The 18965-nt window shown below is 59.5% G+C and carries 16 protein-coding genes and 1 pseudogene; 9 read left to right on the top strand and 8 right to left on the bottom strand.

The features are described from left to right. Positions 1-135: 135 nt before the first annotated feature. Positions 136-1002 (top strand): annotated as a pseudogene (locus tag BF99_RS23645) (DNA-methyltransferase); the annotation flags it as partial. A 39-nt stretch (positions 1003-1041) separates the two neighbouring features. Beyond that, the gene (locus BF99_RS23885) at positions 1042-1431 is read left to right on the top strand and encodes an HNH endonuclease (RefSeq protein ID WP_306699450.1); all 390 of its coding nucleotides are present in this window, start codon (positions 1042-1044) and stop codon (positions 1429-1431) included. A 79-nt stretch (positions 1432-1510) separates the two neighbouring features. Here the strand turns inward: BF99_RS23885 and BF99_RS0101665 are convergent, their stop codons facing one another. The 3 genes from BF99_RS0101665 to folD form a co-directional block, all read right to left on the bottom strand. Then, positions 1511-2053 carry an isocitrate lyase/phosphoenolpyruvate mutase family protein gene (locus tag BF99_RS0101665; RefSeq protein ID WP_025769490.1) on the bottom strand — a complete coding sequence of 181 codons (543 nt, stop codon included), beginning with the start codon at positions 2051-2053 and terminating at the stop codon, positions 1511-1513. A 72-nt stretch (positions 2054-2125) separates the two neighbouring features. After that, positions 2126-3682 carry a bifunctional folylpolyglutamate synthase/dihydrofolate synthase gene (locus BF99_RS0101660; protein ID WP_025769489.1) on the bottom strand — a complete coding sequence of 519 codons (1557 nt, stop codon included), beginning with the start codon at positions 3680-3682 and terminating at the stop codon, positions 2126-2128. Between the two features lie 102 nt (positions 3683-3784). Further along, positions 3785-4735 (bottom strand): bifunctional methylenetetrahydrofolate dehydrogenase/methenyltetrahydrofolate cyclohydrolase FolD, encoded by a 951-nt coding sequence (gene folD, locus BF99_RS0101655; protein WP_081759062.1) that lies wholly within the window; start codon positions 4733-4735, stop codon positions 3785-3787. A gap of 794 nt (positions 4736-5529) precedes the next feature. On the opposite strand from folD, the gene BF99_RS0101635 reads away from it, so the two are divergent. The 5 genes from BF99_RS0101635 (at position 5530) to BF99_RS0101610 (ending at position 11636) form a co-directional block, all read left to right on the top strand. Further along, positions 5530-6351 carry a corrinoid protein gene (locus tag BF99_RS0101635; protein WP_025769485.1) on the top strand — a complete coding sequence of 274 codons (822 nt, stop codon included), beginning with the start codon at positions 5530-5532 and terminating at the stop codon, positions 6349-6351. Positions 6352-6472: 121 nt separating this feature from the next. Further along, positions 6473-6796 (top strand): hypothetical protein, encoded by a 324-nt coding sequence (locus tag BF99_RS0101630; RefSeq protein WP_156013118.1) that lies wholly within the window; start codon positions 6473-6475, stop codon positions 6794-6796. 162 nt (positions 6797-6958) lie between these two features. Continuing rightward, positions 6959-7864 carry a methyltetrahydrofolate cobalamin methyltransferase gene (locus tag BF99_RS0101625; protein WP_025769483.1) on the top strand — a complete coding sequence of 302 codons (906 nt, stop codon included), beginning with the start codon at positions 6959-6961 and terminating at the stop codon, positions 7862-7864. Further along, positions 7857-9956 (top strand): ASKHA domain-containing protein, encoded by a 2100-nt coding sequence (locus tag BF99_RS0101620; protein ID WP_025769482.1) that lies wholly within the window; start codon positions 7857-7859, stop codon positions 9954-9956. Before BF99_RS0101625 ends, BF99_RS0101620 begins: the two co-directional genes overlap by 8 nt. Before the next feature lie 285 nt (positions 9957-10241). Continuing rightward, positions 10242-11636, top strand: coding sequence for an FAD-binding oxidoreductase (locus BF99_RS0101610; RefSeq protein WP_025769480.1), 1395 nt, complete (start codon positions 10242-10244; stop codon positions 11634-11636). On the opposite strand, the gene BF99_RS19980 is transcribed toward BF99_RS0101610, so the two are convergent. Continuing rightward, positions 11599-12729 carry a GlxA family transcriptional regulator gene (locus BF99_RS19980; RefSeq protein ID WP_025769479.1) on the bottom strand — a complete coding sequence of 377 codons (1131 nt, stop codon included), beginning with the start codon at positions 12727-12729 and terminating at the stop codon, positions 11599-11601. The genes BF99_RS0101610 and BF99_RS19980 overlap by 38 nt on opposite strands. A 157-nt stretch (positions 12730-12886) precedes the next feature. Between BF99_RS19980 and BF99_RS19975 the strand changes: the two genes are divergently transcribed. Beyond that, positions 12887-13210 carry a DUF1330 domain-containing protein gene (locus BF99_RS19975; RefSeq protein ID WP_051482736.1) on the top strand — a complete coding sequence of 108 codons (324 nt, stop codon included), beginning with the start codon at positions 12887-12889 and terminating at the stop codon, positions 13208-13210. A gap of 100 nt (positions 13211-13310) precedes the next feature. Then, a complete protein-coding gene (locus BF99_RS0101595; protein WP_025769477.1) occupies positions 13311-13523 on the top strand; it encodes a hypothetical protein in 213 nt (70 codons plus the stop codon). Between the two features lie 31 nt (positions 13524-13554). On the opposite strand, the gene BF99_RS0101590 is transcribed toward BF99_RS0101595, so the two are convergent. The 4 genes from BF99_RS0101590 to BF99_RS23235 all read right to left on the bottom strand — a co-directional run. Further along, the gene (locus tag BF99_RS0101590; protein WP_025769476.1) at positions 13555-13944 is read right to left on the bottom strand and encodes a hypothetical protein; all 390 of its coding nucleotides are present in this window, start codon (positions 13942-13944) and stop codon (positions 13555-13557) included. Continuing rightward, positions 13941-14987: a TIGR03617 family F420-dependent LLM class oxidoreductase gene (locus BF99_RS19970; protein WP_038096889.1), complete on the bottom strand. Its 1047-nt coding sequence runs from the start codon at positions 14985-14987 to the stop codon at positions 13941-13943. Before BF99_RS19970 ends, BF99_RS0101590 begins: the two co-directional genes overlap by 4 nt. A 610-nt stretch (positions 14988-15597) precedes the next feature. Next, on the bottom strand, positions 15598-16128 hold the full coding sequence (locus BF99_RS19965) for a very short patch repair endonuclease (RefSeq protein ID WP_081759046.1): 531 nt from the start codon (positions 16126-16128) through the stop codon (positions 15598-15600). 188 nt (positions 16129-16316) lie between these two features. Continuing rightward, positions 16317-18965: hypothetical protein (locus BF99_RS23235; protein ID WP_025769471.1), on the bottom strand; the 2649-nt coding region annotated here is incomplete at its 5' end.

Below are 18965 nucleotides of genomic sequence, written 5' to 3'. Positions count from 1 at the left end.
ATATACGATAGTAGTGCCGAAACGAGTTGTACTTGCTGATTACCCATCCACCTGACTGATTTGGAGATCGATAATAATGTCTACCCCCCCAATTTTTCGAATCGTACGTTGTTTCATGGTGATAATCTCGACTTCATGCGGGCAATGAATTCGGAGACTATCGATCTAATCGCAACGGACCCGCCATTCAACAAGGGCAAGGATTTCCATGCGACTCCCGATAGCCTCACCGCCGGGGCTAAGTTCCAAGATCGGTGGAGTTGGGAGCAAGATGTTCATCAGTCTTGGATCGACGAGATCAAAAACGATAATTCGAGAGTAATGCATGCTATCCAATGTGCTCGGGAGACACACTCGGATAGCATGGGAGCGTTCTTGTGCTTTTTAGCGGTGCGGTTGCTGTCAATGCACCGGATATTGAAGCCTACCGGGAGCATTTACCTACATTGCGACCAGACAGCGAACTCGTATATTCGGATGATCATGGATGCGATTTTCGGTGTCAATAATTTCCGCAATGAAATCACTTGGTCATACAATCGATTTAGTCGTCGCGGAGATTCTTACGCGCGAATGGCGGATACTATTCTTTTCTACACTAAATCCAAGCTATATCACTTCGAAAAGCCTATTGGCGTTGCAAGGGATAATGATAGATATTGAAAGGGATACCATACTGTTACTGATCGTGGTGTGACGAAGTTGCTGGTTTATTGCCCTGAAAAGGCTGCCGATAAGATTGCAGAAGCCAAGAATCTGGGACGAGTGATCAAATATACCGAAGCACAAACTCCAACGATTGGAAATGTTTGGTTTGATATTCCGATCATCAATCCCGCGTCGGCCGAACGTTTAGGCTATCCAACGCAAAAACCCGTCGCATTATATGAGCGTATTATCAAAGCATCATGCCCTGAAGGTGGAATCGTGATGGACCCCTTCGCTGGATGCGCCACGACGTGCGTTGCTGCCGAGCGTCTTGGTCGGCAATGGGTTGGGATCGACCTTTGGAACAACGCATCGGCGGTGGTAGCCGAGCGGATGGAGCGGGAGTGCGCCGATATGTTCGGCGGTTCCATTATCACATCGTCCACTCCTCCGATCCGTACCGATGACGGAGAAACCGCAGCCCCGTATCTTCGAGCAAAAGTAAGGGTGCATGAACCGAAGGGAGATCGCATGAGCCGGTCGGAAATGTACGATCACTTGATCGAACAATATGGATCGGTTTGTCAGGGTTGCGATCGGAAGTTTGACGATCCCCGATACTTGGAACTCGACCACAATACACCTCGTGCGGATGGTGGTATCAATCACATCAGCAATCGGATTTTATTATGCGGTCCGTGCAATCGGTTGAAGTCCAATACCTACACCCTTAGCGGTCTTCGGAAGGAAAATAAAAAGCGTGGGTATATGTGCTCCGGGTGATCGATTGACGAACTCATCGAAAAGACTTCGGTACTATCCGATTGGTTGCTCCTTTTTCGGTGTTGATATTGGCTTCTTTTCAGCCCTCGCCATCGAGCCGGGCTCGCTCGATGGTCGCCTCCATTCCTTCCGTGGCAAGGGCATCGCTGCGGGCCATGATCATGAAGTCTCGATCGTTGCGGGCATCGCAAGCGGCTTCGATGCGACCGATCATTTCTCGTGGCTCGACGATAGTCTTGCCGGGGCTATGTCCGCAACGTTTGCGTTCGATCTGATCTTCGATGTGCACGGCTGAGACCCCGGCTTTTTCCAGCAATCGAATCGAGCGGGCGATGTTGGCGGGTCCGCCCCAGCCGGTATCGATATCCACCAAAAGCGGTAAATCCGATGCGTTGCAGATCCGCTCGGCATCCATCAACACATCGTGCATGGTGGTCAGGCCCAGATCCGGCAGTCCGTGGGATGCGCTTGCCACCCCGCTGCCTGAAAGATAGATCGATCGATGCCCGGCTTTTTCCGCGAGCATGGCGCTGTAAGCGTTGATGGTGCCCACGATCTGCAAAGGGGGTTGGTGCGAAAGGGCTTTTTTGAATCGGGCGCCGGGGCTTTGGGTAGCGGACATCGCTTCGATCTCCTGTTCGATCTCCTCGAGGGTCAAGGCGATCCGGTTCGAAGGGGGTGCAAGAAGGTTGTGTTAGGAGGATATCGCTCGCATCGCCTTGCGGGCGGCGCCTGCCAAATACATCGAACCCGTTGCGCAGATCGTGTTTTGCTTGTCTGCGGTATCGAGGGCTTTCAAGATGGCGGCGTGAGGTTCGAAGACGGGGACGATCTCGGTATCGGGATGCAAGCGCGAGAGGATCTGCGCCAGATCTTCGGCCGGATAGGAACGGGAGGGCTCGGCGGTCGTGGCGATCACGAGGTCGGCTTTTTCGACCATCGGGGATAGAACCTTCGATATATCTTTGGCGAGGTTGAGACCGAGCACCGCGATCAGCCCTTGGGTGCATGGAGGTTGGAGGGTCTCGATGGTTTCGATCAGTCTTTCGATCGAGATACGGGTATGGGCGCCATCGACGATGAACAGAGGGGAGGTTCGCAAGATCTCCATCCTTCCCGGCAAGAGGGTATCGCCCAAGGCATCGCCGATCGCCGGATCGTCGAGTCGATCCAGCGCTCCGGCGGCATCGGCCAAGGCGATGCTCAAAGCCGCGTTTTCCCGCATCGCCCCTCCCGGATGCCGCAGGCGAACGGGGATCGCGCGCTTTGCGATGCGAACGATGAAGGCGTTGTCGTGCGAGTCGGGGTCGGGGCCGCGATAGTCTGCGCTCGCTTGCTTGCGGGCGAGGTGCTCTTCGATCGAGAAATCCACCCCCAAGCGAATCAGCGGGGCATCCTTGCGAAGGGCTTCGGCTTCGACGATCGCCTGCAAATCGGGGGCGAGGCGGCCGATGATGTGAGGGATTTGGGGGCGGATGATCGCCGCCTTGTCGTCGGCGATATCGCAAAGGGTGGGTCCGATCCGATCCGCATGTTCGAGCTCGATGCCGGTGATGCAGGTGGCCAAGGGAATGCAAGCGGAGGTGGGATCGTGCCTCGCGCCGATCCCCGCTTCGATCACCGAGATTTCGACCTCGGCGCGAGCGAAGGCGCAAAAGGCGGCGGCTACCAAGGCATCGAAAAAAGCGGGGGCGAGGTCGTTTGCATTCGGGTCGGCGCTTTCTCGATGCAGGTCGGCGACGCTCGGGCGGATCGCCTCCAAAGCCTGTGCGAAGCCTTCGCAGGAGATCGGAGCCATGCCGAGCCGGATGCGCTCTCGCCACTGTTCGAGGTGGGGCGAGGTGAAGGCTCCGCTTCGAACCCCCGCCGCTTCGAGCAGGGCTTGGGTGAACAAGGCGGTGGAGCCTTTCCCTTTGGAGCCGGTGATATGGATCGCCCGGAAATGTCGTTCGGGGTTTTTCAAGCGCCGAAGCAAGGTGTCGATCGGGAGCGGTGCCTGGCGTCGGTGGCGGGCGCGGGGCGATGGTCGGATCAGCGATTCCACGAAATGCACCGCATCCCGATAGTGATCGATGCGTCGGGCGATGCGTTGGGAATCCTCCGGATTGAATGCCCCCGCGTTCATCCGGCGGGGTTCGTCGATGAGAATGTCATCGCATGACCTTGAATCGTCGGCGGGTGTTTGGGCCTCGATACCCAAAGCCGCGCTCGTGTTTTGATAAGAGCCCTCGACGAAGACGATGGGCGGCAATCATCGTTCATCGTCGATCCTTGTTCGATGATCCTTATCAAGTCATCCCCTCGCATCGCACTCTCGATACTCTTTCTCGATACTCTTTCTCGATGCTCTTTCTCAATCAGCGGAGCCCTCGGGTATTTCCACACCGCGGCGGCGACAGGCGGCCAGCAGGGTGTTGTGTAGCAAGCAAGCGATGGTCATCGGTCCGACCCCTCCCGGTACCGGGGTGATACCTGCGGCCACCGATCGGGCGCTTTCGAAATCCACATCGCCCACCAGCCGATTCTTGCCGCTTTCGTCCACGATCCGATTGATGCCGACATCGATGACCGTCGCCCCCGGGCGGATCCATTCTCCGGGCACCATGCGGGGGCGTCCGGTGGCGGCGACGAGGATCTCGGCCTGCTTGCATTGCCCGGCGAGATCGCGGGTTCTGGAATGGGCGATGGTGACGGTGCAGTTCTTTTGCAGCAATAGCTGGGCCATGGGTTTGCCGACGATATTGGAGCGACCGAGCACCAGCGCATGCTTGCCGGAGAGATCACCGAGGCGGTCTTCGAGCAGCATCGCACAGCCCAAGGGGGTGCACGGGACCAAGCCATCGCCCCCGATCGCGAGCAACCCGGCGTTGGTGGTATGAAAACCGTCTACATCCTTGGCGGGGTCGATGGTGGCGATCACCGCATCGGCGCGGATCTGATCCGGCAAGGGGAGTTGCACCAAAATGCCGTCCACGGAGGGGTCGCGGTTGAGCCGATCGACAAGAGCCAGCAAATCCTTCTCCGAGGTTGTATCGGGCAATCGGTGCTCGAAGGATTCCATCCCCGCCTCGCGGGTTTGGCGGGCCTTGTTTCGCACATAGACCTCGCTGGCCGGATTTTCTCCGACCAAGACCACCGCCAACCCCGGGGCGCATCCGGTGCGAGTGCGAAAGGTGTCGACTCGGCTTTTGACCCGACCTCGCAAACCGGCGGCGAAAGCCTTGCCGTCGATGATCTTTTCATCTTCGACCCTTCCCTCGTCATTCGGGGGGGTGTTCGAATTCGTGCTCGAGGTGCCGCTCATCGATGCCATCTCCTTGCAATGCGGACGATGTGGTTTGAGAAGACGTGGTTGAGAATAGATGGTTGAGAAATCAGGGCAAATAGAAGAGTGCGAGATCGCCCCGAGGAAAACCGACATGGATGGCTGTCGCCTCGGTCAACGACAACGCATCGTGCGAAGGGGAATTATCACCGACATAGGGCCACAAACCGAGCCTGCCGCCGCTTCGCCTCGCCGAGCATGATCGAAGATTCGAACCGATCGGTCGATCGAATCGAAGGGTAGGGGATCTTGCCCGAAAAGGGCTTCGAGCGTTCACGATATCGAAGACGATCACAGCCTCGGCGCGGCATCGACTTGGCATCGGCGCGATATCGATATCCGAAGGATTCAAACACCGATCCCATCGCTTGCGATCTTCGAATCATCGCCGGTCGGTGCTCTCGAAGCGATCGAGAAGGCTCCCGCTTGCAAACCCTTGATCGGCAAGGGCGAGAGTCGAGTTTGCCCGAATTGTTTCGGGAGAGAAAAAGAGGTTTTCGCGGGGTCGAATTCTGTCGCAAATAGCCAAAAATATGTCGCGTAAATATCATAACCGCAGCAATATTGGAGGCTGCTGCTGATAGTCTACCCGCCATTCGAAAGGCCATTTCAAAGATTGAGAAAAAAGTCCTCGGGATCATCGGCTTCGATGCCGAGACGCACCGGTTTCGCACCGGACCGAAAGGGACTGAAAGCCGAGAGAAGAAGGGTCGAGCCGGTCCTTCGAGCGCAAGCGTTCGAGCCGATCGTTCGATTCATGGACTCTTGCGGCAATGCCATCCCATCAAGAGGAGTTCACCACCGTGCAACCATCATTCGAACCGATGAGCGATGACGATCTCGATCTCGATGATCGAAAGGATCGTGCCGATGATTCGGAAGACGAGGAGGATGGCGAGGAAATCGATCTGAGTGCCTTGTCCGACGAAGATCTGGTCAAGCAGATGCATGACGATCTCTATGACGGGCTCAAAGAGGAGATCGAGGAAGGCACCAATATCCTTTTGGAGCGCGGATGGCAGGCGAAGAAAGTGCTCGACGAGGCGCTGGTGGAGGGAATGCGCATCGTCGGTATCGACTTTCGCGACGGCATCCTTTTCGTTCCGGAAGTTTTGCTTGCGGCGGGGGCGATGAAGGGGGGGATGGCTATTTTAAGGCCGCTACTGGCCGAGACCGGGGCGGAGACGATCGGCAAGGTCGTGATCGGAACGGTCAAGGGCGATATTCACGATATCGGCAAGAACTTGGTGGGGATGATGCTCGAAGGAGCCGGCTTCGAGGTGATCGATCTCGGTATCAATACCGATGCCGACGCCTTCATCGCCGCGCTTCACGAGCATAAGCCGGATATCTTGGGGATGTCGGCATTGCTGACCACCACCATGCCCTATATGAAAGTGGTCATCGACACGTTGAAGGAGAAGGGGCTGCGCGACGATTACACCGTGCTCGTCGGCGGCGCCCCCCTCAACGAGGAATTCGCCAGCGCCGTCGGCGCCGACGCCTATTGTCGGGATGCCGCGGTTGCGGTCGAAACCGCCAAGGATTTCATGATGCGCCGACACAATATCCGGGGGGCGATGGCGAGCGCTTAAGGCGGGCTTTTTGCCAAGGCCTCTTGCGAGGCGGGGCTGTTGAGAGAGTGAAGCGCTCGCGGATGTTAAAGAACGGGTTGGCAAGCGGAGATTCAGGGGATTGGGGTGCCTCGGGATTGTCTTGATCTTTGTTCTCTCGGTAGCCGTGCCGCCGTTGGGTATCGCGTTGTTGGTGTTGATCGTCTTGTCGTGGATATTCAAAGGCGCAGGCGATGCCCTTCGAAGCGACAAGGACGATGGCGGTGAGCGTCGCCGCCCCAAATATAACGAGCCGTATCACAAGCCATCGAAGCGAGGCTCGAAAGACGGTTTCAGGTCATCGAGGCAAATCGCTTCGGGCGGCGCTTCACGAGAAGATCGTGCGCAGGCGGATAGCGGCTCGGGGTGTTCGGGTTGCATCGGACTCATCCTCTTGCTGATGTTGATCGGTTTTTTGATGGGCTGAAACGGCGACCGGCCGGTTTGGGGGGTAGGCAAACGCCGGCCGAATCGATGCGTCTTTCGCTCTTGCCTTTTCAAACCACGGTTTCGGACACTTTTTTGAATTCCCGTTCGAGCCCCCGTTCGAACCGCTGTTTCGAGATTCCCCTTTTCCAGGAGACGAGATTTGACCGATACCGTCATCAGTTCGGCCAAGCGGGAGGTCGTGATCGGTTTCGAGCGGCCCTTCGTCGTGATCGGCGAGCGGATCAACCCGACGGGGCGCAAGATCCTCGCCGCCGAAATGTCCTCCGGGGATTTCTCCCGCGTCGGTTCGGATGCCTTGGCGCAGGTGCAAGCCGGGGCCCACATGCTCGATGTCAATGCCGGTATCCCGCTCGCCGATGAACCGGCGCTGCTCGCGCGGGCGGTGGAGTTGGTGCAATCGCTGACCCCGGTTCCGCTCTCGATCGATTCGTCGATCGTCGATGCCCTCGAAGCGGGCCTTGCGGTCTATCAGGGGAAGGCCTTGGTCAATTCCGTGACCGGCGAGGAAGAGCGCTTGGAGGCGGTATTGCCGCTGATCAAGAAATACGGGGCGGCGGTGGTTGCGATCTCCAACGACGAAACCGGCATCTCCGAGGATCCGGACGAGCGCTTCGAAGTGGCCAAGAAGATCGTCCAGCGCGCGGCGGACTACGGCATCCCGCATAACGATGTGGTGGTCGATCCGCTGGTGATGCCGATCGGGGCCATCAATCAGGCCGGGCGGCAGGTCATCCATATCGTCAAGCGCCTTCGCGAGGAGCTCGGCGTCAATACCACCTGCGGGGCATCCAATATCAGCTTCGGATTGCCCAATCGCAACGGCATCAACGCCGCCTTCTTGACGATGGCCATCGGCGCGGGGATGACATCGGCGATCACCAATCCCTTGCATGACGGGGTGATGCAGGCCTGCATGGCCGCGGATGTGATGATGGGGCACGATCCCGATTGTCGGCGGTGGATCACGCGCTATCGCGAGCCCTCGGCGATGGGGGGCGAGGGCGAGCGTCGGCGACGTTCGAGTCGTCGGGGGCGCCGTGTCTGATACGCCCCTTCCCGATCCCGACGCCGAGGCGCAGATCGTCTTCACCCCTTCGGGAAGGCGGGGGCGCTTCCCCGTCGGCACCGCGGTGCTCGATGCCGCGCGGGCGCTGGGGGTGGATCTGGATTCGGTTTGCGGAGGAAGGGGGATTTGCGGTCGCTGTCAAGTCGTGCAGAGCGTCGGTGAGTTTTCCAAGCACGGTCTTTCCTCTCGTCCCGAGCACCTCTCCGAATTCGGCGCGGTCGAGCGGCGCTATCACGAAAAGCGCTCGCCTTTGGACCCCGGGCGTCGCTTGGGCTGCTCGGCGAAGATCCAAGGCGATCTGGTCATCGATGTCCCCCCGGAAAGCCAAGTGCACCGGCAGGTGGTGCGAAAACGCGCCGAAGTGCACGATATCAGGATCGATCCGGTGGTGCGTTTGCACTATGTGGAGGTCGCCCCCCCCGACATGCATGAGCCCATCGGGGATCTGCGGCGGGTCAAGGAGATGCTGGCTGAGCAGTGGGATCTCCACGATCTGGAATGCGGGATCGGGGTGCTGGAGTCTCTGCCCGGGGCGCTTAGGGAGGGTCGGTGGCAGGTCACGGTGGCGGTGCACGAGGCTCGGGAGATCGTCGCGGTTTGGCCCGGTTTTCGCGAGCGGGTTTTCGGGGCCGCGGTGGATGTGGGATCGACCACCATCGCCGCCCATCTATGCGATCTCGCCAGCGGCGAAGTCGTGGCATCGGTGGGTTCGATGAACCCCCAGATTCGCTTCGGCGAAGATCTGATGAGCCGGGTTTCTTATGTGATGATGCACCCCGGGGGCGAGCGGGAAATGACCGCGGTGGTGCGAAAGGCGGTACGCGACTTACTTTACGAAGCGTCGGCGGAGGCGGGGATCGACGCCCTCGATATCCTGGATGTGGTCTGGGTCGGCAATCCGATCATGCACCACCTCATGCTCGGTCTCAATCCGGTGGAGTTGGGGCAGGCCCCCTTCGCCTTGACCATCGACGAAGCCCTGTCGATACCGGCGCGGGATCTCGATCTCGATCTGCAACCGGGGGCCAGGGCCTACGCATTGCCTTGCATCGCCGGGCACGTCGGAGCCGATACCGCGGGGGTGATCCTCTCCGAGGCGCCGCATCTGCAAGACGAGATCAACCTCGTGGTGGATGTGGGAACCAATGCCGAGATCGTCCTTGGCAATCGCGAGCGCTTGGTCGCCGCATCGAGCCCCACGGGACCGGCCTTCGAGGGGGCGCAGATCAGCTGCGGCCAGCGCGCCGCCCCCGGAGCCATCGAAAGGGTGCGTATCGACCCCGAAACCTTGGAGCCCAGATTCAAGGTCATCGGCTGCGATGGTTGGTCGGACGAGGTCGATTTCCGGGGTTGCGATGGAACGGCGAAGGGTTCGCAAGCCAAGGGGGTCGATGTCACCGGCATTTGCGGTTCGGGCATCATCGAGGTCGTGGCCGAGATGTATCTATCGGGGATCGTCGACGAGGATGGAGTGATTCGATCCGAAGGGGCGAAGCGAAGCGATCGCATCGTCGCCGACGGGCGCACCTGGGCCTATGTTTTGCACCGGGGCGATATCGAGGTGAGGATCACGCAAAATGACATCCGCGCCATCCAGCTCGCCAAAGCCGCTCTTTATGCCGGGGTGCGGTTGTTGATGGACCGTCTCGGCGTGGAGCGGATCGATCGCATTCGCTTGGCCGGCGCTTTTGGCAGCCATATCGATGTCAAATACGCCATCGTGCTCGGGTTGGTGCCCGATTGCGCCATCGATCACGTGACTTCGGCGGGCAATGCCGCCGGTACCGGCGCCAGGGTGGCGCTGCTGGATCGAGGGGCTCGCTCGGCGATCGAGCGGGTGGTGCGCTTGATCGAGAAGATCGAGACCGCCGTCGAACCGAAGTTTCAGGAGTATTTCGTGGAGGCGATGGCGATCCCTCATAAAACCGCGGAATATCCCGAACTGTCCAAGGTTCTCGCCTTGCCCAAGCGAAAGGCCGACGGGGCCAAGGAGTCGGCGGTCAAGGCCGGCGATGAAGGGATCGAGGAGCGCCCTCGTCGTCGCCGGCAACGGCGGCGGGCTCGCCTGTAGAGCACCGAAAGTGGAGCACTAAAAGTAGAGCGTCGAATGTAGAAGCGCCGAAAGCCCTATCGAGAGCGGGCGAGGAGCGCTTGTTTTCGACCCAAAACCCCGCCATCGTCGTTTATCCTATCGGTCTCGGTTTGCCAAGCGCCGATGCTTCGATCCTTTTCGGATCTTATCGGGATACATTGTTCAATCTTATTTTCGAGACTCTTTTTTCGATACCTTTTTCGATACCCTTTTCTCGAGTCATTTTTCGATCCGCATTCGATCCCTGCCAACCGGGAGCCATCGATGAATCTTCCCCTCGAGGCGGCGACCACGCTCGCCGACGAACTCGAAGCCCTCCTTCCGGGCCGATGCTCGACCGCCCCCTCGGTGCTCGAGCAGCACGGAAAGGACGAGTCCTATCATGCCGTCGCCCCGCCGGATATCGTCGTCTTCCCCGAAAGCACCGAGGAAGTGCAGCAGGTGGTCGTTCTATGTCGTCGATACGGCTCTCCGGTGATCCCCTTCGGCACCGGTACCTCGCTCGAAGGACATGTGCAGGCCCTTCGAGGCGGTGTTTGCATCGATGTTTCGAAGATGGATCGGATCTTGGAGGTCAACGCCGACGATCTCGATTGCTTGGTACAACCGGGCGTCACCCGCAAGCGACTCAATACCCATTTGCGCGATACCGGTCTTTTTTTCCCCATCGACCCCGGGGCCGATGCCTCGCTCGGCGGGATGGCCGCCACCCGCGCCTCGGGCACCAACGCGGTGCGCTATGGAACCATGCGCGAGAATGTATTGGGATTGACCGTCGTTCTCGCCGACGGACGCATCATCCAAACCGGGGGGCGGGCGAAAAAATCCGCCGCCGGCTACGACCTCACCCGGCTCTTCGTGGGATCGGAAGGCACCCTCGGGGTCATCACCGGCATCCGGCTGCGTCTGTACGGAACCCCGGAAGCGATTTCCAGTGCCGTTTGCCCCTTCGATACCCTCGCCGGTGCGGTCGATACCGTGATCAGAGCCATCCAATTCGGCATTCCCGTCGCCCGCATCGAATTGCTCGACGAAGTGCAGATGGATGCGGTCAATCGCTATTCCGGATACGACTATCCCGTATCCCCGACCCTCTTTTTCGAATTCCACGGTAGCCAGGACGGAGTGCGAGAGCAGGTGGAAACGACCAAGGCGTTGGCGGCGGAAAACGGGGGCGGGGAGTTTCGATGGGCCAACCTCCCGGAAGAGCGCGCAAGACTCTGGCAAGCGCGCCATGACGCCTACTACGCCTCGCTCGCCTTGCGCCCCGGATCCAAGGGTTGGGCCACGGATGTCTGCGTGCCGATATCGAGCCTCACCGAATGCATCCTACAGACCCGAGCCGATATCGACGCCTCCGGATTGATAGCCCCGATCGTAGGTCACGTAGGCGACGGCAACTTCCACTTGGCATTCGTTTTGGATCCCGACGATCCGCAAGAACTCGCCCGAGCGCAGGCGCTCAACGATCGCATGGTCGAGCGCGCTCAGCAGATGGGCGGCACCTGCACCGGCGAACACGGGGTGGGCTACGGCAAGATCGAATATATGGATAAAGAGCACGGACAAGAGGCCGTGCAGGTCATGCACCTCATCAAGAACGCTCTCGATCCCGACAATCTCATGAATCCGGGAAAGATTCTGCCTGACGAGGCTTGAGGTCGGATTCGTCATTCGGCGGCGCATCGTCGAAAAGAGCATTTCGATTCGTTTTGTCGGGCTCGCTCTTTTCGTCGCTCAGCCATGAAATATTGAGCGAGGGCGGCAGGCGCAAGCGTCGTTCGTCCTTGGGCGAAAGGCCGTAGACGCTGCGGTAGCACTTGCTGAAATGGGCGGCGGAGACGAAACCGCAGGCAAGGGCGACGTGCGTGATCGGCATCGCCGTTTGCTGCAAGAGCTGACGCGCGCGATCGAGGCGGAGTTCCAAGTAATAACGCCTGGGGACGCAGTGGATATGGCGCTGAAAGAGACGCTCCAACTGGCGTCGGGAAATACCGACATGGCTTGCCAGTTCGTCGAGGTTCATCGGCTCTTGCAAGTTGGCCTCCATCAGCGAGATCGCCTCGACCAGCTTCGGCTGACTGGTGCCCAAGTGCATTTTCAAAGGGGTGCGCTGGCGATCGTTGCGGCGGCGAATGCGCTCGCAGATGAATTCCTCCGATATCATCGCCGCCAAGCGGTGTCCGTGGCGAGCCTCGAGAAGGTTCAGCATCATATCCAGCGGGGCCACCCCGCCCGAACAGGTGTAGCGGTCGCGGTCGATCTCGAAGAGTTCGGAGGAAATGATCGCATGGGGATATTCCTCGCGCAGACTCGCAAGATTCTCCCAATGGATGGTGCACCGATAGCCGCCCAAGAGTCCGGCGCGGGCCAATAAAAGCGTCCCGGTGCAGATCCCGCCGAGCGCGATTCGCTGCCGGGCGAGTCTTTGCAGCCAAGCGATGAGCTTAGGACTCGAATGATGCTGAGGCCGCTCGCCGGCGCAGATCAAGACGAGGTCGGCGCGCATCACGGAATCGACGCTCCCGTCCACCTCGACGGACAGACCGTTGCTGCCGACCACCGCCTGCCCGCTATCGCTGACGATTCGCCAGCGATACAAAGGCTTGCGGCTCAAGCGGTTGGCCATTCGCAACGGTTCCAGTGCGCAGCTGAAAGCGATCAGGGAGTATTCGTGGATCAGGACGAAGACGACTTCCTGCGGACGACCTTCCCGGATATGGGCGATGGAAGGGGGGGCGTGTTCGATCATCGGCTTGACCCGTTCAACTGGCGTGGCGACCCTCGAGGCGACGAGGAGTCGGTCGGATATGATATTCGGCGAGTCAAGGCAGGCGATGGTGCATCGTCTTCGATGCGCGCAAAGCATGCAAGCAAAATGTACCGTGACATCGAGGAGAGTCAATCCCGTGAACGACAACGATAAGAACAATGGTACGCATGGACCGAAGGCTTATTTCATCGCCGAGGTCGAAGTGCACGATCCGGCCCTTTTCGAAGAATATCGCAAGCGGGTGCCGGCGAGTATCGAGGCCTTCGGGGGTCGCTATATCGTGCGGGGCGGGGCGGCCGAAAACCGAGAGGGCCAGTGGCAACCCAAGCGCATCGTCGTCGTCGAATTCCCGAGTATGGAGCGAGCTCTCAAATGGCACGACTCCGATCACTACGCCCCGATCCGCCAAATGCGAGAGGCTTCCGCCATCACCTCGTCGATTGTGGTCGAGGGGGTTTGAGCAAGGAGCATCGCTCCCGCCGCATTTCTCCCGCCGATCGAATCCCACTCTCCTTTTCGCCACCAGACGTTTTTTCGGTGAAGCCCCAAGAGGTCTTGTCGTGAAGAAATACGGAATACGCATTACTTTGCCCCCCGGGGATGTCATGTCCGCCCACCACCTGCTCGGGCCGAATTTCGAGGCCTTTCGCTGGTATGAATCGCGCCTCGAGCGAGACGAGGCTTACCGGTCGATGCAAAACCATCCCGACTATTACCGGGTCGGCGACAGCCCGACCCAATTGCTGGCGAAGATCGATCCCGATCCCTCGTAGGCTCGGAGTCGAAAGCGAAGCGATCTTTCCGTCAATCATCCTTGGTTTGTTCGTGCTCGCTCAGGAAGGCATCGATGCATTGGCGTGCCGGAGCGGCCGTATCTTCGAGCATCTCGGCGCGCAAGTAGATGATGACCAAGGTCAAGGCGGTCAAACCTTCGTCGTCTCGCTGCTGCCTTGCTTGTCGGTGCTGGGTGCGGAAATGTTCGACGATGGGGCCATAGCGCGAAGGGTCGGTGCCGCCTCTTTCGTGCGCGAGCGAAAGGGCTTGGGCGGTGCGCTCGGCGATCCTTCGAATCCGTTCCGGGCGGGCGGGGGTGCAGGCGATTTCGATCACTTCCTCGGCATCGCGGCGGAGTCTTTTCGCCCGTCGCTCATCGCCGAAAAAGGGCGAAAGGAATCGAAGAAGACGATCGATCATGCAGGTTGCGCCGAATCCTCTTCGAGCGAGCGGACCAGCTCGCGCCAAGCGGGCTCGCTCGAAGCGTCGTCGGTCGATGGGGTGCTTCCGTAGATGGAGACCCTTTTGACCGGCGTGTTCTCATAGCGGCGGCGAAGCAGGCTCCCCGGATCGCCGTCGGCACTCGATACGGCGACCGCCTCGAGAAGGCGATCGCTGATCCGATCCGCCATTTCGTCGATCCTTCCCTCGCGCATCAATGCCCCGAGGCGTTGCGCCGCTTCCCCCTCGCCGTGGAATTCGAGGAAGGTTCGGTAGCTCGGGGTCGAGGCGTAGAAGGCGATCTGTCGACGAACCTCCCGCTCGCTCTCTTGACGTTCGGCTTCGCTCTCGCCTTGGACCACGAAGCACATCGCCACCACATCGATATCATCGATGGTGCGCCCGCGCCGCCGGGCGCCATCGGCGAAGGCGGGGCAAAGGATATCGCGTAAGTACTCCGGGGAGTGCATCGGGTGCATGTTGAAGCCCTGCGCCACTTCGCCGGCGGCCCGAGCCATGCGGGGATTGACCCCCGCCAGATAGACCGGGATATCCGGATGTGGGATCGGGCCGGGGTTGAAAAAATCGCTGATCAGGCGGAAACGATAAAAAGGACCCTCATAAGCAGGCTTCGCTCCGGTTTGAAAACTGTGCCAGATCGCCCGCAGGCAGTCGATATAGTCCGTGATTCGGGCCGCTGGATGGTCGAATATGCCCGAGAATCGGCGTTCGATATGAGCCCGCACTTGGGTGCCGAGCCCGAGAAGCAGCCGGCCTTGGCTCGTTGCCTGCAAGTCCCATGCGCTCATGGCCATCGAGAAGGGGGAGCGGGCGAAGGCCACGGCGATATTGCTCCCGATTTTGAGTCTCTCGGTTGCCAATGCCGCTTGCAGGAGGGGGAAGAAGGGATCGTGGCGGGTCTCGACCGACCAGATCGCATCGAAGCCCAACCACTCGATATATCTTGCTTCGGAGCCGATTTCGGCCAGGGGGACATCCGGAATACGCGCATCGAGTTCCATCGTTATCGTCTCTATCTCCGAAAGGGGGCCGACAAGCGGCGGGAAAGAGCGGTGGATCTTTCGAAATCCGATCGATATCGGGTGGCTCCACGCTCTTTTTCGGGAGTTGAATCTGAATCGCTTCGGGGTTCGAAAATCGAATCGGATAGTGTCGAAATCATGATGTCGAGGTCATGATGCCAGAGTCGGGAGGGGCGGGGGAGTCGAGTCGGGGTGGTTGAAAGCCTGCGTCATGAACGGAAGTACCGGCAGCGGAAGTATCGAGAAAGGGTGCTTTGCGAAAAGAGATGGATGACGAAGGAGATGGCTCGTCATATCCAAGGATGTCGGTCGGCGAGGATCGATGGAGACGGGGGAAAGCGAGGGTGCGCATCTTGCGGGGATCGTTTGCCGAGCGACGAGCCCTTCGCAAGAGCGTCGCCCGATGTGAGATGAAAAGAACGGGAGCGATGGGATAAGACATTTTATAGGACATCGGCCATTTTCGGTCATATCCTACCCGTTGACGAAAAGGAAGGGCGAAATATCGATGGGCGAGGCTGGCAGGTTGGCGGGGACGGGGCGGGTAGGGTTGAAATGAAAGGGCGGGGTGAATGCTCCGTCCTCGGCGCTATTCCTCGGGTTTTTCCTTTTCTTTGCAAGGTGTCGGCTTGTCGCTCGCCCGCTCCTCGAAGGAATCGAAATTTGAGCCTGAGTCGAACTCCGTCTTCGAGCCTTGCAGCCAATCCCCCAGCGCCCGGGCGATCCTTCGAGCATGGGCGTCGTTCTTTTTTCCCTTGCCGAGCGCGCACTCCCAAACCACCGATACTCTCCAACCCATCTCCAGCAGGATATAGCGATTGCGTCGATCGCGCTCTACGTTTTGTCGGAATTTCGCATCCCAGAACTCCCTTCGGGTCGAAGGGGTGGATGCATGCTTGCAATCCGGATGCCGATGCCAGAAACAGCCGTGCACGAAACAGATCGCCCGATAGCGCGGGAAAACGATATCCGGGGTACCCGGAAGACGGCGGTCGTGCAGGATATATCTGAACCCTTTGGCATGCAAAAAGCGCCTTAGCGTCCGCTCCGCTTTCGAATTCTTCCCGCCGACGCTCGCCATGATGCGAGAACGAGTCTTTAGGTCGACGGTATCGGTCATCGGGCGTTTCCGGTGATGGGCAAACCGGGTGAGAGGACGAAGATTGGGGATGAAGATCGGGGATATCGATCAAGGATGCAAAGAAAAAGGGCGGCTCTCTCGATCTTCGAAGAGGGCCGCCCCATATCATCACCGGATTAGTGCACGATCTGTGCCTTCGATCGGAAGGGATCGATCAAAGAACTCGATCAGGACCCTCCGCTGGAGCTGTTGTTGACCAAAGCTCCGCCGCCACCGGTTCGGGTCAGGATCTGCACGCTGAAGGGGGCGTTGGTGCCCACTTCGCAGGTGAGCAGTTCCCTTGCCCCCCAACGATGGTCGATGGTATTGGCCAGTTCCGGCGCTTGCAGATGCCAAGTGTGCTTGCTCTCGACCGTTCCCAGAAGCCCTTGGTAGAGCCTTCCGTCATCTTTGTAACAAAGGAAAGTGACATCTCGGCAATCGGTATCCGCCGACTCGCAGCGGATGCGGATATTGCTTCGATTCACCGGATCATCCGGCGATGGGATGGATTCGATATCCACCTGATAAGTCGTATTGCCTTGGGCGTTTTGCGATTCCACGCTGCGAAGGATGGCGCTGTTGTTCACCAGCACCCCATCCCCGGAGCGGGTCCAGACTTGGGTGCTGATACCCTCCAGACTCCTCACGCTGCAAGTGAGGCGCCCTCGTCCCTGACCGCTCCAATCGCCGACGTGTCCGACGATATTCGCCACGGTCAGCACTTCGGTCTCCCACGCTGCGATCGTCAAAGGCGGCGTGGGTCCTTGGTAGACGGTGCCGTCTTGCGCCGTGCAGTCGAAGTAGACCTTGCACTCTTTGCCACCCTCCAAGCAGCGAACGCGCAAGGTCGATGAATCCTGCGCGCTGGGGGGCGGGATCGCCGGAGCCGTCGATCGGATATTCCAAGTCAAGGGTTGGTTGGGATCGGCGCCTTCCACCGCCGTCACCGGCACTTGCGTCCTGACGTTTTGATACTCCGTCGCCCCCGAAGCGGAAATCGATATGCTCGCGCTATCGTTATCGTTATCGCTATCGGTGGCCACGCTGACCGAGATCCCTTGCGGTACGCTCCAGTTCGCCGTTGTGAACACCAGCGTATTTTGATTCTCCGGGGTGCCGGGGTCGGTATCCAAGGTCACATCGGTGTTGGCGGGCTGGGCGAAGGTCAGCGTTACATCCGCGCTCGGCAACTTTGACAGCCGGACCACGAAGAAGCCCGATCGACCCTCGACGATGCTCATCGATCTCGGGAAGGTGGTGATGCCCGGGGCGTCGTCATCGGACACGGAGACCGAAACGCCGATGGTGCGGATATCGTCGTAGCCGCCCCCCGTCGGCGTCAGGATGATCGTCGCGCTGTCGGCACTCTCGTCCTCATCGTGGGCGGCATTGACGCCGACGGTCTGTGGCGTATTCCAGTTCGATGCGGTGAAGGTCAAGACTTCCGGGGTGAAGATCACATCCGCGCTGCCGGTGCGGGTCAGCGTGATGGTGACGCTCTCGCTCGGCGGGGTGGGGGCGGCACTCACGCGGACGGTGATGATATCCCCCTCGCCCTCGATGATATCCAGACTCGTGGGGGAGACCGTCATCCCCGCGGTATCGCTCTCGCTCACCGATACCGATACCTCCACATTCTCGATATTGGTGTAGTCGCTGCCGGAGATCGAGATGACGATGGTGGCGCTATCCGCGATCGCATCGTCATCCGCAGCGGCGGAGATGGTCACCTCCTGCTCTCTATTCCAGTTGGCATTCGTGAAGGTCAGCGTTCTTTGATCGCCGCTGGTTGTCGAGTCGGTATCGATGGTCACGTCGGTGTTCGAAGGCAGCGCGAAGGCGACGGTCACATCCCCGCTCGGGATCGCCGACAGGCGAACGCCGAGGAGTACATCGTTGCCTTCGGTGACCGAGAGTTGGCTAGCGGAGAGGGTGAGGCCTTTCTCATCGTCATCGGTCACTGTGACCGCCACGTTGTCGCCGGAATTGGTGCCGTAGCCCCCGCCGGCGGCCGTTATGGAAATGGTGCCCGCATCGTCGGTATCGTCATCGTCGTTGGCCGCTCTCACCGGCACCGATTTCCAGTCATCCCAATCGTTAGTATCGAAGACCAACTCGGTTTGATTGCCGCTCGTGCCGGGTACGGTATCGACGGTGATCTCGGTATTGGTAGGCTGCACGAAGGTCACGGTGACGGGAGCGCTCGGCGCTTTGGTCAGCCGAACGCGGAAGGTGGCTTGCTCGCCTTCATCGATAGTCAGGGTATCCACGGAGGTGAGCACCTTCTCGGTATCTTTATCCCCCACGACGATATTGACATCGACCGCACTGACACTGACGTACTCTGTTGCGCCCGCAGCGCTGATGCGGATCGTTGCGTTGTCCTCGGTCGAATCGCCGTCGGCTGCTGCGGTCACACTTACGGGCTGGGGCGTGCTCCAGTTGGAAGAGGTGAAGGTCAAGGTGCTTGGATTGAACGACACATCGCCGTTGGTCGACGATGGCGGCTGCGCCAAAGTCACGGTGACATTCACGCTCGGCTGCGTGGCCAGCCGGATATCGAATACCCCATCGTCTCCCGCACTGGTTCCCGGGGTCTCTCCTTCGATGATCGCCAAATACGATGTCGAGACCACCAGATTCGCCGTATCGTCATCATCCGCAGTGACCGTGACTTTGATATCGTCGGCGGCAACGACGTTGTAGCCGCCACCGCTCGCCGTGACCACAATGTCCCCCGTATCGTCCACCGCATCGGCATCGTCGGTCGCCATCACCATCACCGATTGCGGCACCCTCCAGTTAGCGTCGGTGAAGGTCAGGGTGTTCTGGTT

Source organism: Thioalkalivibrio sp. HK1 (assembly GCA_000583135.1).
Taxonomy (GTDB): domain Bacteria; phylum Pseudomonadota; class Gammaproteobacteria; order HK1; family HK1; genus HK1.
The sequence above is the reverse complement of the archived record's forward strand: the minus strand, read 5'-3'. Positions and strand labels throughout refer to the sequence as shown.

Excerpts from the sequence above, each read along its gene's own strand:
- BF99_RS19965 (WP_081759046.1), bottom strand. The coding sequence starts at position 16,128 with ATGACCGATACCGTCGACCTAAAGACTCGTTCTCGCATCATGGCGAGC.
- BF99_RS0101610 (WP_025769480.1), top strand. The coding sequence starts at position 10,242 with ATGAATCTTCCCCTCGAGGCGGCGACCACGCTCGCCGACGAACTCGAA.
- BF99_RS23885 (WP_306699450.1), top strand. The coding sequence starts at position 1,042 with ATGGAGCGGGAGTGCGCCGATATGTTCGGCGGTTCCATTATCACATCG.
- folD (WP_081759062.1), bottom strand. The coding sequence starts at position 4,735 with ATGAGCGGCACCTCGAGCACGAATTCGAACACCCCCCCGAATGACGAG.
- BF99_RS19980 (WP_025769479.1), bottom strand. The coding sequence starts at position 12,729 with ATGATCGAACACGCCCCCCCTTCCATCGCCCATATCCGGGAAGGTCGT.
- BF99_RS0101665 (WP_025769490.1), bottom strand. The coding sequence starts at position 2,053 with ATGTCCGCTACCCAAAGCCCCGGCGCCCGATTCAAAAAAGCCCTTTCG.
- BF99_RS0101635 (WP_025769485.1), top strand. The coding sequence starts at position 5,530 with ATGCCATCCCATCAAGAGGAGTTCACCACCGTGCAACCATCATTCGAA.
- BF99_RS19970 (WP_038096889.1), bottom strand. The coding sequence starts at position 14,987 with ATGGAACTCGATGCGCGTATTCCGGATGTCCCCCTGGCCGAAATCGGC.
- BF99_RS0101590 (WP_025769476.1), bottom strand. The coding sequence starts at position 13,944 with ATGATCGATCGTCTTCTTCGATTCCTTTCGCCCTTTTTCGGCGATGAG.